Consider the following 14,722-nt stretch of genomic DNA (forward strand, 5'->3'; position numbering starts at 1 on the left):
ATGAATGTAATTAATAAAGAATCGGCTCTTGAGAAACTTAAAAGTGGTTTGCCTATCATTTTTCAGACAGATACTTTACCTGCAATTGGATGTTTGCCAGAGTTTTCAAAGATAATTTATGACATAAAAAAAAGAGATAGCAACAAGCCCTTAATTCTTATGGGAGCAGAAAATGAACAATTAATAGATTATGTTGATGAATCTGCTAAAGAAGATTTTGAAAATTTAGCTGCCAAATATTGGCCAGGAGCTTTAACTTTGATTATTCCTGTTTCAGAGAATAAAAAATCAACCTTAACAAGTAAAAATTTTACTCTAGGTTTAAGAATTCCAAATTCATATATGGCTCAATCCCTTATGAGAGAAGCAGGACCATTATTAACTTCGAGTGCAAATATTTCGGGCTTCAAGGGATCAATTAAAGCTGAGGGAATTGCTTTAGACTTTCCTAGCGTAGATATTCTTGGACCGGTTCCTTGGGAAAAAGGTAGCGGAAAAGCAAGTACTATAATTTCTTGGAATAATAGTGAAGACTGGAGACTGATTAGAGAAGGAGAAGTATTAATTCAGGAATTGCATTAATGTTTTTATTATTGTGTTTTGTTTTGTTAATTCAATTTTTTACTTATTGGATATTTGAACCACTTGCATCTTTTTTAGAGTATGTTCTTGAAATAAGATTATTTCCTATTATTGCTTTAGTAGGTTTTATTTTGTTATTTTCGGCAAAAAATATTGAACAGAATTGAATATCTCAAAATGCCGGCTAACAGATTTGAACTGATGACCTTCGCTTTACAAAAGCGCTGCTCTACCGCTGAGCTAAGCCGGCCTTATTACATCTTACAATTAAGGAGGAGCAATTATTAGTATTTTTTTAGCTTTTTATAATTTATTACTTTTGTAGATCTTTATCACTTTTATCATTTTTTTTAAACTTGATTTCCCCTGAAAGAGTTCTTTTGATTGGTAAATTGGCTACTAATGCAGTCATTCTGTCTTCCGTCTCTAAACTTACTGCTACTTCCTCAAAATCAATCTCAACATATTTAGCAACAACATCAAGGATTTCTTTCCTCATTTTATCCAAAAGATCAGTTGTTAAGGAACTCATATCCACTCTGTCATGAGCCAGAACAAGTTGTAATCTTTCTCTAGCTGTATTTGCGCTAGCCGTTTCTCTTCCTAGTAATTTGTTTATAAGGTCTCTGAGAGTCATCATTTTAAAAAACCCGTGTTTGCATTAATCTGATGAATTTATCTTTAAGGCTTTTACCTTCATTTTTGGGGTCAATAATTGGCACATCCTTTCCAGTTAGTCTCTGTGAAACATTCAAATAGCATTTTTTTGCAGGAGATATACTATCTGTAAGTGTTAGTGGCTCTCCTCTATTGGTACTTATTATTACTTGTTCATCCTCTAAAACAATACCTAGTAACGGTAAAGAAAGGATTCCTTGAACATCTTCGATAGATAACATTTCTTGACTAGCCATCATATTGGGACGCACTCTATTGATTACAAGCTGGATAGGCTCAATATCAGATGTATTAAGAATTCCTATAACTCTATCGGCATCTCGTACTGCAGATAATTCAGGGTTGGTAACAACAATAGCCTCTTTACAAGCTGCAAGGGCATTCTTAAAACCATCCTCTACTCCAGCAGGACAATCTACTAAAACAAAATCAAATTTTTCACTAAGCAGCTCACTGATTTTCTGCATATCTTCTGGCTTCATCCAATCCAACATCCTAGGATCTCCAGCAGGTAAAAGAGCAAGATTAGGCTCCTTTTTATGTCTGACCAGTGCTTGTTCAAGACGACAATTTTTGTCTAGGACATCTTGAGCAGTATAGATAATACGATTTTCTAATCCTAGAAGAAGATCTAAATTTCTTAAGCCGAAATCAGCATCTAATACTGCAGTGGTTGCTCCGCTGTTGGCAAGTGCTATGCCTAGATTTGCAGTTAAGGTGGTTTTACCAACACCGCCTTTCCCTGAACAAATTAATATAGTGCGAGTATTTTTCGACACGAATTTAAGGATTTTCCAAATAATAAGGCCACTATTGAGAAAGTTAAATATTTTAAAGATTAAGTAATTCTTAAATTTATCAACTTTGAATTAATTTATTTCAAATGATTGATTAATTTTAAGTTTTTATTAGGTATGGCTTGATAATTATTATTTTATTATCTATTAAAGCAATTTCAGGATAAGAATTTCTGGGCTTTTCCTTGGGTCCAATAGCTATCACATCAGCAATTCTTAACTGTAAAGGGTTTAAATAAAGTGATGAAATAGAGGCATTATTATCCCCACCCTTTCCTGCGAAGGCGATCCCTAGGAGCTTTCCCCAAACGTAAATATTTTTCTTGGCGGAAACTATTGCTCCAGGATTAACGTCTCCAATAATGCATAGGTTCCCATTTGAAGATATTCTATCTCCTGATCTTACTGTCCCTTCGTGAAGAATATCGTCTTTCTTTTTTGAATTAAGTAAAAGTAACTTTTTTAACTCTTTTTCTCTAACAAAAGTTGAATCTATTTTTAAAGAGTTTCCAGCTATTATTGTATCTCTATTATTTGAATAGATGAATAAAGAAAAATTATTAATTTTGTCAAAATTAATTTTTAATTTTGATAATTGATCAGCACTTATTGACTCATTGATTGCGAAAAATTTTGCTTCCAGAGGTCCTTTCATCAAAGAAATTTTTTTAAAAGTTTCATGGATATCGTCCCAATTTTCAAATGATATATTTTCTAGAGATTGACTTTTGAGATTATTTATAACGATTTTCATTGAATTATTTATCTTTTAGGAATTATTTCTTATTAATGAAATTTGATTTTTAATTTCATTTTTGATCACACCTGGATAAACAATAAAGGAGATTTCTTCAGACTTCATTAAAGTTTTTATTAATGCAGAACTATTCTCTAATGAGTTTTGATAGGCTCCATCCCAAATTTTTAGTGCATTGTTAGATTCAAAACCTTTAAAAGATCTTTCCTTGATTCCACAAAAAATTTCTGAATCATAATTATTTTCTTCGCATAATTTTCTTGCAAATGCAAGGATTTCTAACCTATCTATTTTACTTAAAAAACTTATGTCTGATGCTTTTAATAAATCTCTATCAATAAACATTTTGCATAACGTAGAAAGTGGCTCGAAAGATTCATCTTTCCATCTAATCAAATGGTAGTAAAAGGTTATATCATCATTTCTTATGAAATCATCAAAATCAACCTTTGCAGGAGAAAATATCCATTTATAAAGAGATTTATCTAACCAAATTTTCTTTTCATAATTATTTTTTATTGTAAATATTATTTTTTCCAGAATCCATGATGATATTTCGTTTATTCTGTGGTTATAGATAGTTCTATACATCAAGTTTCTTAGTACTAAAAAATGCTCAATTGCGATAACTCCTTTTGGTTTGATTGCAATATTGCCGTCAGGTGCAAAAGTAAGGCCTGAAATAATTCTTTCTAAATCTACTAAGCCATATTTGGTACCTGTGTTGTAACTATCACGTAAAAGATAATCGAGACGATCGCAGTCTATTTCACTGCTAATCAATGTTTTTAAAGGGTTTGAAAATAGTTGTTTTGATTCAAATAATTCCCCAATTAGTCTAGGTAATTCGTTGTCATACTTTTTGAGAATTAAATTTATTGGAGAATAATTTTTAACTAAATTTTGAGACCATCGTTCGTGATTATGATCGAATATTGCTTCACTGGTATGGCTCAAAGGTCCATGACCTAAATCATGTAATAGAGCTGCTCCATAGAGAACAAATTTATTTTCACAAAATGAAGATTTACCTTCAATTAATTTCTTATATATTTTTCTCGCGATACAAAAAACGCCAATTGAGTGGGTGAATCTACTTGATTCTGCACCATGAAAAAGCAATGATGCTGCCCCTAATTGTTTTATTCTTCTCAACCTTTGAAAAGCGATAGTATCAATTAATTCCATAATCATTAATTCTTCTGGCTTCCCTGAATCAAATACTATTTCTTTATGAATTGGATCATGAAAAATCCTTTTAATACTCATAGTGTTTAAAATTTTCTAAAAAACAAACTTTTGCTATTTTAAATTTTTATTTCTTCATTGCTCAATTCACTAGTTTGAATAGGAACTTCTTCTTTATCTAGAAGTGACTCTAGAAATAATTCTGCATTCCTCACCCATTTATCGTCAGAACTTCCGTATTCGCTGGCATCAGGTAGATCCAGTAACTTGTCAGGTGTAATACCTTGACCTTGAATATTATTACCTTTGGGAGTTAAATAACTAGCAACTGTTATTGCTATTCCACTATCTTCTGCCAAACTTTTTAGGGACTGAATTAAACCTTTCCCATAAGTTTGTTCTCCCATGAGAATCGATCTACCGTTATCTTGTAAAGAACCAGCAAGTATTTCACTAGCACTTGCAGTCCCTTTATTTACCAAAGTTACCATTGGCCCTTCAAAAGATGTCTCTTTTTCTGAAATTATTGCATCTTTGATTCCATTTCTATTTTTTGTCTCAACTATTGGACTCTCACTCAAGAATGAGTCTGCAACTGCTATTCCTGAGCTTACTAGTCCACCTGAATTATTTCTAAGATCTAATATTAAACCTTCAACCTCTTTCTCTTTTAACTCTTGAAGAGCTTCCTCAACTTTTTTGGGTACGCTTTCGCTAAATTGAGTTATCCCTAAATATCCTATTGTATGAGAGTCATCTCTTATTCTTTTTGTTCTAACTGGTCTAAGATCTACTGATCTCCTTTCTAAATCCACCTCTCTAACTTCTCCTGATTTCGAAGATATTTTAACTAAAACTTTGCTTCCTGATTCACCTCTCAACTTAGAGGCAGTATTTGCTAGTCCCAATTCCTCTGATGAAAGCCCATCAACTGTCTCTATAAAGTCACCGCTTACTATTCCAGCTTCTTCTGCCGGTGAGCCTCCAAGAGTAGAGATAACTTTAACTTTTTTATTTTCATCATCTTCACCCAGTTGGAGTCCAACACCATTAATCTCACTACCAAAATTGCTTAATTTTAAGAGTTCATAATCTTTCGGTCGTAAAATTCTTGTATAAGGATCTTCTAGAGGTCTTAACATGTCTTCAATTGCAGAATAAGCCTCTTCACTTGTTTCAATTTGTTTCTGTAGTGTTTTTTGTCTAATTCTCTTCCATTGTATTTCGTCAAACTTTTCTGGGTCATAAAAACCCTCATTAACCAAGGTCCAAGCGTCAAGTACTAATTGCTTGGTATCACTGAGAGCATCGACTCTTTCAACTAATAAAATATTAGTAGAAAAAACAATGATCATTAACGCATTAATCAATGTTTTGAATGTTAAAAGTTTGTTAAAAGATGAATTCATTGGGTTAAGTGTTAACACCAAGTATAAGAATTTTAAGTAAGCTCTTTAATATCAAAGCTAATTTTTTTTTGGATGGCGAATTCTTCATCCGTTTATGACTGGTTTCAAGAAAGGCTTGAAATCCAAGACATAACTGACGACGTAACTTCCAAGTACGTACCCCCTCACGTAAATATTTTTTACTGTTTAGGAGGCATAACTTTAGTATGCTTCCTAATTCAATTTGCAACAGGTTTTGCAATGACTTTTTACTATAAGCCAACAGTTACTCAAGCTTATAGTTCAGTAAGTTATTTGATGACCGATGTCAGTTTTGGATGGTTAATTCGATCTGTTCATAGATGGAGTGCATCTATGATGGTTTTGATGTTAATCCTTCATGTTTTTAGAGTTTATCTTACCGGTGGTTTTAAAAGGCCAAGAGAACTAACTTGGGTTACAGGTGTTGTAATGGCTATCATAACAGTCGCTTTTGGTGTGACAGGTTATTCCTTGCCATGGGATCAAGTTGGTTATTGGGCCGTTAAAATTGTTTCAGGTGTACCTGCTGCAATACCAGTAATAGGTGACTTTATGGTTGAATTACTTAGAGGTGGAGAAAGTGTTGGACAATCTACTCTTACAAGATTCTATAGTCTTCATACTTTTGTATTGCCATGGTCATTAGCCGTATTCATGTTGATGCATTTTTTAATGATTCGTAAACAGGGTATTTCAGGTCCTTTATAAACTCCTATACTTTAAATTATCTAGAGATTAAAATGTCGACGTTAAAAAAACCAGATTTATCTGATCCAAAATTAAGAGCAAAATTAGCCAAAGGTATGGGTCATAATTACTATGGAGAACCTGCTTGGCCGAACGATTTATTATATATATTCCCAGTAGTAATTTTAGGTACTATTGCCTGTGTCGTTGGACTGGCAGTTCTTGATCCTTCAATGTTAGGAGACAAAGCAAATCCTTTTGCTACACCATTAGAAATACTACCCGAATGGTATCTTTATCCAGTTTTTCAAATACTTAGAGTAGTTCCTAATAAACTTTTAGGTATTGCACTTCAAACATTAATACCTCTTGGATTAATTATCTTGCCATTCATCGAAAACGTTAATAAATTCTCTAACCCTTTTAGAAGGCCAATAGCAATGGCAGTTTTCTTATTTGGGACTGTTTTAACAATATATCTAGGTATCGGAGCTTGTTTACCTATTGATAAATCTCTTACTTTAGGATTATTTTAATATTAAATTTTAAACATATCTAAATCATTGTTTTCTTGCCTAAGAAAATGATGCATTAATAAAAAACCAACAATTGTCCAAGTTTGGTATGTTCTTGATTGTTGCCCAACCCAAGTACCTGTAGGTCCATCAAAATATTCTGCCCATTCTTGTTTAGGTAATTGATTAAGTTGACACCAATATGACTCCTCTATTAAAGATTTCATTTCTTCCATAAGAATCACATCATCAGAAGGAAACTTTTTTTGATGTAAAAGAACAGCTGCACCAAAGAACCAAAACAAACTTGGCCAGTGACCACCATTATGGTAACTCCAAGGCCAATTCTTTGGATCCGAACCAGTTTTATTTTGCCATTCTTCTACATCCATATGAGGATGACAAATTCTCATAGGCATTTGAGCCATCAAATGCTGCCTGTTATGTAAAACCAATCTAAATAAAGCTCTTTGTTCTGGAGGGGGCAGTACTCCAAACATACAGGCTAAAGAATTTCCTAAACTGTAAAATCGAAAGTCAGGTCTTCCTGTTCTAATATTTCCTATTAAATAACCACCTCTATTCTCTAACCAATCTTGAAGCCATGAGGGAACTACTTGAGGCTGCACGTTAAATTCATTAAAGTGTTGGTCATCTCCGTACTGCTCAGTTGGCCTTCTTCTTAAGATTTGCATTGTTTGGCTTGTAACCCAATAATGTTTTAAGAGAAAACTTCCTAAATCCTTAACCCATTGATTTGTGAGAATAAGTCTTTGATCTAACAGTCTACTAACATGATCTGCTCGACTTAATTCCATTAAATTTATACAACTTTTTAAACATCCATGCAATAAGACTTCTACTTCTAGAGGTGCTCCCCAAACATCCATAGGTCTATCAATCATAAATGCGCAATCTGGGACAAAAAGTACTGGAGTACCCTCAAATGTTGGGTGCAGAACTAGATCTAGTAAAAGTTGAATACCTCTTTGAACGATTTGACTTTTCCCGAAGGCATAATCACCACTTTTGTTGACATAATACCAACATAAAATGGGCCACCATAAACTCGCATCAGCTGAAGTAATCCTCCCTATTGATCTCTGACCATAGTCTCCAATAAGCTTTCCATTTTCTTCAACGAAACTAGTAGGAAATACTCCACGCGTTTGATAATTAGTGCTTTGTAATTCAAGACATACACTTAGGAACCTTTTGACTATTTCATATCTTTTTTGTGTAATGAGGTAAATCATTACTGGAACGTTGTCTCTTAAAAATATTTCTCCATAATTCAACTTTTTATTTTTTGTTGGGTGTTCTAGTGCCGCAACACTACCTACTAGCTCGCCTGATATTTCAACTAAAGTCTTTTCGAAGTGTTTTTTTGCATTTGTTACAATTTTCTTTTCATCAGAACTTGGTCTTACTCTTAAATTTTTTTGACTAAATCTTTCTGCCATTTCATTTATATCCCTTTATTTAAGCCTAGTTGTTTAAATAGACTTTGAACAAATAAAAAATTAATAAAAAATTTTTGTATAAAAGGTTGCATAATTACAGTCGGATGGTTTAGTATTTTCTTCTGGGCAAAAATATTTTTTTTTGCATTATTCAATCGATTATCTTAAATCTGATTTTTGGTAAATGAATGAATCTTTTGGAGATTTGATCTCGATCAATATTTTCAGCCAGAAGAAGGGTTTTCCCTTCAAATTGAGTTATCCACTTGTTGTTTAACTCTGCACCTAGAAAATTTAAAAACTTAGGAACTGATGCTTTTATTGCGTCAAAACCTTATCAAATTTATATTTGGTAATTTTGAGATGTATTTGCAATAAAGGTGTGAGGTCCCGTCAAGAATATATAAATTGTTTTCAATTGCTAACTTTTAGTTTTTTGAAAACCAACGGATCTGAGATCTTGGAAAGTCACTTTGAAATATTTTTAATGTGCACTCAAAGTAATCCTTAATTATTTAAGGAGGCTGAACCTAAATAACTTAAGTCAATCTTAATTTTATTTGGAGAATGCAATTCATATTGAGTAGATTTATCTACAAAAGGATTTGAACACAACGGAGAGTTTGATCCTGGCTCAGGATGAACGCTGGCGGCGTGCTTAACACATGCAAGTCGAACGAACCTTCGGGTTAGTGGCGGACGGGTGAGTAACGCGTGAGAATCTGCCCTCAGGAGGGGGATAACGGTTGGAAACGACCGCTAATACCCCATATGCCTATTGGTGAAATGAATTTCGCCTGAGGATGAGCTCGCGTCTGATTAGCTAGTTGGTGAGGTAATGGCTCACCAAGGCTTCGATCAGTAGCTGGTCTGAGAGGATGATCAGCCACACTGGGACTGAGACACGGCCCAGACTCCTACGGGAGGCAGCAGTGGGGAATTTTCCGCAATGGGCGAAAGCCTGACGGAGCAACGCCGCGTGAGGGACGAAGGCCTCTGGGCTGTAAACCTCTTTTCTCAAGGAAGAAGATATGACGGTACTTGAGGAATAAGCCACGGCTAATTCCGTGCCAGCAGCCGCGGTAATACGGGAGTGGCAAGCGTTATCCGGAATTATTGGGCGTAAAGCGTCCGCAGGCGGCTTTTCAAGTCTGCTGTTAAAAAGTGGAGCTTAACTCCATCATGGCAGTGGAAACTGAAAGGCTTGAGTATGGTAGGGGCAGAGGGAATTCCCGGTGTAGCGGTGAAATGCGTAGATATCGGGAAGAACACCAGTGGCGAAGGCGCTCTGCTGGGCCATTACTGACGCTCATGGACGAAAGCCAGGGGAGCGAAAGGGATTAGATACCCCTGTAGTCCTGGCCGTAAACGATGAACACTAGGTGTCGGGGGAATCGACCCCTTCGGTGTCGTAGCTAACGCGTTAAGTGTTCCGCCTGGGGAGTACGCACGCAAGTGTGAAACTCAAAGGAATTGACGGGGGCCCGCACAAGCGGTGGAGTATGTGGTTTAATTCGATGCAACGCGAAGAACCTTACCAGGGTTTGACATCCTGCGAACCTCTTAGAAATTTGAGGGTGCCTTCGGGAATGCAGTGACAGGTGGTGCATGGCTGTCGTCAGCTCGTGTCGTGAGATGTTGGGTTAAGTCCCGCAACGAGCGCAACCCACGTTTTTAGTTGCCAGCATTTAGTTGGGCACTCTAGAAAGACCGCCGGTGATAAACCGGAGGAAGGTGTGGATGACGTCAAGTCATCATGCCCCTTACACCCTGGGCTACACACGTACTACAATGCTACGGACAAAGGGCAGCAAACTCGCGAGAGCTAGCAAATCCCATAAACCGTGGCTCAGTTCAGATCGTAGGCTGCAACTCGCCTACGTGAAGTAGGAATCGCTAGTAATCGCAGGTCAGCATACTGCGGTGAATACGTTCCCGGGCCTTGTACACACCGCCCGTCACACCATGGAAGTTGGCCATGCCCGAAGTCGTTACTCCAACCCTTGTGGAGGAGGACGCCGAAGGTGGGGCTAATGACTGGGGTGAAGTCGTAACAAGGTAGCCGTACCGGAAGGTGCGGCTGGATCACCTCCTAACAGGGAGACAACAAAATGTTTAATATTATTATTTTGTCACCTTAGGTCGATCGGTATCTCACATTCTTAATTACTTTAAGGATTTCATTTCCTAAGTTTTTCTAGGTCACACCCATTATTTTTCCTGGGCCATTAGCTCAGGTGGTTAGAGCGCACCCCTGATAAGGGTGAGGTCCCTGGTTCAAGTCCAGGATGGCCCATATCTCTATGTTGGGGGTATAGCTCAGTTGGTAGAGCGCCTGCTTTGCAAGCAGGATGTCAGCGGTTCGAGTCCGCTTACCTCCACTGATTACCACCTCTTCCATAATCTTGGAGAAAGGAAATGTTTTGAGTTGTGATCAAATTCTGAACGAATCTAGCTTCCTAATTATCTTTATTAAGATGCTGGACTCATTGAATTAATTTCATTGTTTTCAGAGAACCTTGACAACTGCATAGATTATTTTTAAAGACAATAAGCATCTTTAATGATGCAGATTTATTATTTGTGCGAATGCATTAATAACAATTCTATTAAGCTGATGCTTCAATTTTGAAGTTATTGGTCAAGCTACAAAGGGCTCACGGAGGATACCTAGGCACACAGAGGCGATGAAGGACGTGGTTACCTGCGATAAGTCTCGGGGAGTTGGAAGCACACTTTGATCCGGGAATTTCCGAATGGGGCAACCCCATGGACGGCCAACTGAATATATAGGTTGGTGCGAGCTAACCCAGCGAACTGAAACATCTTAGTAGCTGGAGGAAGAGAAAGTAAATAACGACTCCCTCAGTAGCGGCGAGCGAACGGGGAATAGCCCAAACCGATAGTCTTGACTATCGGGGTTGTGGGACAGCAATATGGATCAACAAGTCTAGAAGAAACGTTTGAATGGCGTGCCACAGAGGGTGAAAGCCCCGTAATCGAAAGATAAGTTGACCTAGCTGTATCCCGAGTAGCACGGAGCACGTGGAATTCCGTGTGAATCTGCGAGGACCACCTCGTAAGGCTAAGTACTACTGTGTGACCGATAGTGAAACAGTACCGCGAGGGAAAGGTGAAAAGAACCCCGGGAGGGGAGTGAAATAGAACATGAAACCGTGAGCTTACAAGCAATGGGAGCCCGACTAATCGGGTGACCGTGTGCCTGTTGAAGAATGAGCCGGCGACTTATAGGCACTGGCGGGTTAAACCGGAAATGGTGGAGCCACAGCGAAAGCGAGTCTTAATAGGGCGTTTGTCAGTGTTTATAGACCCGAACCCTGGTGATCTAACCATGGCCAGGATGAAGCTTGGGTGATACCAAGTGGAGGTCCGAACCGACTGAAGTTGAAAATTCAGCGGATGAGCTGTGGTTAGGGGTGAAATGCCAATCGAACCAGGAGCTAGCTGGTTCTCCCCGAAATACGTTGAGGCGTAGCGTCTAGTGCTCCAGCAGGGGGGTAAAGCAACCATTTCGGTGCGGGCTGCGAAAGCGGTACCAAATCGATATGAACTCTGAATACCCTGTGTGTAACTAGGCAGTCAGACTGTGGGGGATAAGCTCCATAGTCAAGAGGGAAACAGCCCAGACCGCCAGCTAAGGTCCCAAAATTAACGCTAAGTGATAAAGGAGGTGGGATTGCCCAGACAACCAGGAGGTTTGCCTAGAAGCAGCCATCCTCAAAGGAGTGCGTAATAGCTCACTGGTCGAGCGATCCTGCGCCGAAAATGAACGGGGCTAAGCGTTATACCGAAGCTGCGGATAAATTTATTTATGGTAGGGGAGCGTTCTATGTAGGGTGAAGCGTTAGCGTAAGCGGACGTGGACAGCATAGAAGTGAGAATGTCGGCTTGAGTAGCGAAAACATGGGTGAGAATCCCATGCCCCGAAACCCTAAGGGTTCCTCCGGCAGGCTCGTCCGCGGAGGGTTAGTCTGGACCTAAGGCGAGGCCGAAAGGCGTAGTCGATGGATAACAGGTCAATATTCCTGTACCAGATGTGTATTGAGAAGGGGGACGGAGAAGGCTAACCAGGCCAGATGTTGGTTACTGGTTCAAGCGTTCGAGGCTTTGAGAGATGGAGAAAACATCTTGAGCTAAGGCGTGAGTACGAGCTGCTACGGCAGCGAAGTTGGTGATGTCATGCTTCCAAGAAAAGCCCTATACTCGTTAATACACAAATGCCAGTACCCGAAACCGACACAGGTGGGGTGGTAGAGAATACCGAGGGGCGCGAGATAACTCTCTCTAAGGAACTCGGCAAAATGGCCCCGTAACTTCGGGAGAAGGGGTGCCAGCGAGAGCTGGTCGCAGTGAAGAGGCGCAAGCGACTGTTTACCAAAAACACAGGTCTCCGCTAAGTCGCAAGACGATGTATGGGGGCTGACACCTGCCCAGTGCCGGAAGGTTAAGGAAGCTGGTTAGCTTTTAGTGAAGCTGGCGACTGAAGCCCCGGTGAACGGCGGCCGTAACTATAACGGTCCTAAGGTAGCGAAATTCCTTGTCGGGTAAGTTCCGACCCGCACGAAAGGTGTAACGATTTGCGCGCTGTCTCGGAGAGAGGCTCGGCGAAATAGAATTGTCTGTGAAGATGCGGACTACATACACCCGGACAGAAAGACCCTATGAAGCTTTACTGTAGTTTGATATTGTGCTCGGGCTCTGAATGCGCAGCATAGGTGGGAGACGTTGAAATAGTGCTTGTGGGTACTATTGAGTCATCTGTGAGATACCACTCTTTTAGAGCTAGGGTTCTAACGCTTACCCGTTATCCGGGAAGCGGACAGTATCTGATGGGCAGTTTGACTGGGGCGGTCGCCTCCTAAAAGGTAACGGAGGCGCACAAAGGTTCCCTCAGGCTGGTTGGAAATCAGTCGTTGAGTGCAAAAGCAGAAGGGAGCTTGACTGTGAGACCTACAAGTCGAACAGGGACGAAAGTCGGTTTTAGTGATCCGACGGTTCTGCGTGGAAGGGCCGTCGCTCAACGGATAAAAGTTACTCTAGGGATAACAGGCTGATCTCCCCCAAGAGTTCACATCGACGGGGAGGTTTGGCACCTCGATGTCGGCTCATCGCAACCTGGGGCTGAAGTCGGTCCCAAGGGTTGGGCTGTTCGCCCATTAAAGCGGTACGCGAGCTGGGTTCAGAACGTCGTGAGACAGTTCGGTCCATATCCGGTGTATGCGCAGGAATATTGAGAGGATTTCTCCCTAGTACGAGAGGACCGGGAGGAACGCACCTCTGGTGTGCCAGTTATCGTGCCAACGGTAAACGCTGGGTAGCCATGTGCGGAGTGGATAACCGCTGAAAGCATCTAAGTGGGAAGCCCACCTCAAGATGAGTATTGCCATGGCTTAAGCCAGTAAGGTCACGGGAAGAACACCCGTTGATAGGCTCTACGTGGAAGCTTGGTAACAAGTGCAGCGGAGGAGTACTAATAGACCGAGGGCTTGACCAAATAAACTTAATTTATTGTTTTTAATTTATATAATTTTCTATGCAGTTCTCAAGGTTCACACTATCCTGGTGTTCATGGCGATGTGGAACCACTCCGATCCATCTCGAACTCGGTTGTGAAACGCATCAGCGGCGAAAATATTTAGGGGGTAGCCCCTTGAGAAAATAGCTCAATGCCAGGTAAAAATATTTATAAAGGGTTTACTCTTCTTGAGTAAGCCCTTTTTTATTTTTGGCAATTTGGACACCAATGTGTACTTCTTCCAGCAATTTTTTGCTTTGCAATTAAATTCCCACATTTGCGACATTGTTTACCAGTTCTCCGATAGACATTTGTTTGTAAACCAAAATTTCCATCCTCTCCTTCCAAGTCTCTAAAATCACTAAATGTCGTTCCCCCAGAACCTATACTTTTTATTAATACATTAACAATTGATTCTTTAAGATTAATTAACTCATTCTTCTTTATTGTTTTAGCTTCCCTAAAAGGTGATATACCAGCAGAATATAAACTTTCATCAGCATAAATGTTCCCTATACCTGCCACTATTGTTTGATCTAATAAGATAGCTTTTATAGATTTTGTTCTTTTCGAAATAACTTTCTTTAGGTAATTTGCATTAAAGTCCTTAGAGAATGGTTCTGGACCTAATGAACCTAATCCTTTGATTATTTTGTTAGGTGATAATCCTTCCTTGATCCACCACATTTGGCCAAAACTTCTTACGTCAATGTACCTAAGCTCTTTATTTTTCTTATCTAAGAATCTTATTCTTGTATGTTTACAGTGCTGAGTAGAGTTATCAATAAATTTAAAATATCCAGTCATTCTTAGATGAACTATAAGAAAACCGTTGTTTTTTGATGATTTTTCTAGAGGAAATTGAATATTCTCATTTTCAAATTTTTTTAGTTCAGCTATTAAATATTTTCCTCTTCTATCCCATTTGTGCAAAATTGAGTTCTGAAGTCCATTAATAAATTCCTGCTTGTTATCAGGAAAAGCTACAATTGAATCCCTACAGACTTCTACTTTTTTAATAATAAAGTTATTAAGTTTTTGCTCTAAACCTCTGCGAACAGTTTCGACTTCAGGTAACTCAGGCAATTA

10 protein-coding genes, 3 tRNA genes and 3 rRNA genes are annotated in these 14,722 nt (G+C 38.9%); 8 read left to right on the top strand and 8 right to left on the bottom strand.

The annotated features are described in order from the left end of the window. Window positions 1-582 (top strand): L-threonylcarbamoyladenylate synthase, encoded by a 582-nt coding sequence (locus HA143_RS01730; protein WP_209082942.1) that lies wholly within the window; start codon window positions 1-3, stop codon window positions 580-582. 178 nt (window positions 583-760) lie between these two features. Here HA143_RS01730 and HA143_RS01735 read toward each other — a convergent pair. The 6 genes from HA143_RS01735 to ctpZ form a co-directional block, all read right to left on the bottom strand. Next, window positions 761-832, bottom strand: a tRNA-Thr gene (locus HA143_RS01735). A 63-nt stretch (window positions 833-895) separates the two neighbouring features. Next, entirely contained in the window at window positions 896-1,222 is a 327-nt protein-coding gene (minE, locus tag HA143_RS01740) for a cell division topological specificity factor MinE (protein WP_209082943.1), read from the bottom strand. A 1-nt stretch (window position 1,223) separates the two neighbouring features. Beyond that, window positions 1,224-2,039: a septum site-determining protein MinD gene (gene minD, locus HA143_RS01745; protein WP_209082944.1), complete on the bottom strand. Its 816-nt coding sequence runs from the start codon at window positions 2,037-2,039 to the stop codon at window positions 1,224-1,226. 118 nt (window positions 2,040-2,157) lie between these two features. After that, window positions 2,158-2,811: a septum site-determining protein MinC gene (locus HA143_RS01750; RefSeq protein WP_209082945.1), complete on the bottom strand. Its 654-nt coding sequence runs from the start codon at window positions 2,809-2,811 to the stop codon at window positions 2,158-2,160. A 15-nt stretch (window positions 2,812-2,826) separates the two neighbouring features. Next, window positions 2,827-4,083 (bottom strand): HD domain-containing protein, encoded by a 1,257-nt coding sequence (locus HA143_RS01755; RefSeq protein WP_209082946.1) that lies wholly within the window; start codon window positions 4,081-4,083, stop codon window positions 2,827-2,829. Between the two features lie 38 nt (window positions 4,084-4,121). Further along, complete coding sequence (gene ctpZ / locus HA143_RS01760; RefSeq protein WP_209082947.1) at window positions 4,122-5,411, bottom strand: carboxyl-terminal processing protease CtpZ; 1,290 nt, start codon at window positions 5,409-5,411, stop codon at window positions 4,122-4,124. A gap of 72 nt (window positions 5,412-5,483) precedes the next feature. Between ctpZ and petB the strand changes: the two genes are divergently transcribed. Beyond that, on the top strand, window positions 5,484-6,140 hold the full coding sequence (petB, locus tag HA143_RS01765; protein WP_209082948.1) for a cytochrome b6: 657 nt from the start codon (window positions 5,484-5,486) through the stop codon (window positions 6,138-6,140). A gap of 32 nt (window positions 6,141-6,172) precedes the next feature. Beyond that, window positions 6,173-6,655, top strand: a complete 483-nt coding sequence (petD, locus tag HA143_RS01770) for a cytochrome b6-f complex subunit IV (RefSeq protein ID WP_209082949.1) — start codon at window positions 6,173-6,175, stop codon at window positions 6,653-6,655. Between the two features lie 2 nt (window positions 6,656-6,657). Here the strand turns inward: petD and HA143_RS01775 are convergent, their stop codons facing one another. Continuing rightward, window positions 6,658-8,097, bottom strand: coding sequence for a glycoside hydrolase 100 family protein (locus HA143_RS01775; RefSeq protein WP_209082950.1), 1,440 nt, complete (start codon window positions 8,095-8,097; stop codon window positions 6,658-6,660). Between the two features lie 611 nt (window positions 8,098-8,708). On the opposite strand from HA143_RS01775, the gene HA143_RS01780 reads away from it, so the two are divergent. From HA143_RS01780 to rrf, 5 genes are all read left to right on the top strand, one after another. After that, window positions 8,709-10,193 (top strand): 16S ribosomal RNA (locus HA143_RS01780). Between the two features lie 126 nt (window positions 10,194-10,319). Next, window positions 10,320-10,393: transfer RNA gene (locus HA143_RS01785), tRNA-Ile, on the top strand. A gap of 12 nt (window positions 10,394-10,405) precedes the next feature. Beyond that, window positions 10,406-10,478 (top strand) — tRNA-Ala (locus HA143_RS01790). Between the two features lie 258 nt (window positions 10,479-10,736). Beyond that, window positions 10,737-13,612, top strand: a 23S ribosomal RNA gene (locus tag HA143_RS01795). 64 nt (window positions 13,613-13,676) lie between these two features. Further along, window positions 13,677-13,793 (top strand): 5S ribosomal RNA (gene rrf, locus HA143_RS01800). Together the 16S, 23S and 5S rRNA genes with 2 tRNA genes alongside form the textbook arrangement of a ribosomal RNA operon. 44 nt (window positions 13,794-13,837) lie before the next feature. On the opposite strand, the gene HA143_RS01805 is transcribed toward rrf, so the two are convergent. Next, window positions 13,838-14,719, bottom strand: a complete 882-nt coding sequence (locus HA143_RS01805) for a DNA-formamidopyrimidine glycosylase (RefSeq protein WP_209082951.1) — start codon at window positions 14,717-14,719, stop codon at window positions 13,838-13,840. Window positions 14,720-14,722 lie beyond the last annotated feature (3 nt).

Origin of the sequence: Prochlorococcus marinus CUG1415, assembly GCF_017696015.1 — a bacterium.
GTDB classification, from domain to species: Bacteria; Cyanobacteriota; Cyanobacteriia; order PCC-6307; family Cyanobiaceae; genus Prochlorococcus_A; species Prochlorococcus_A marinus_AE.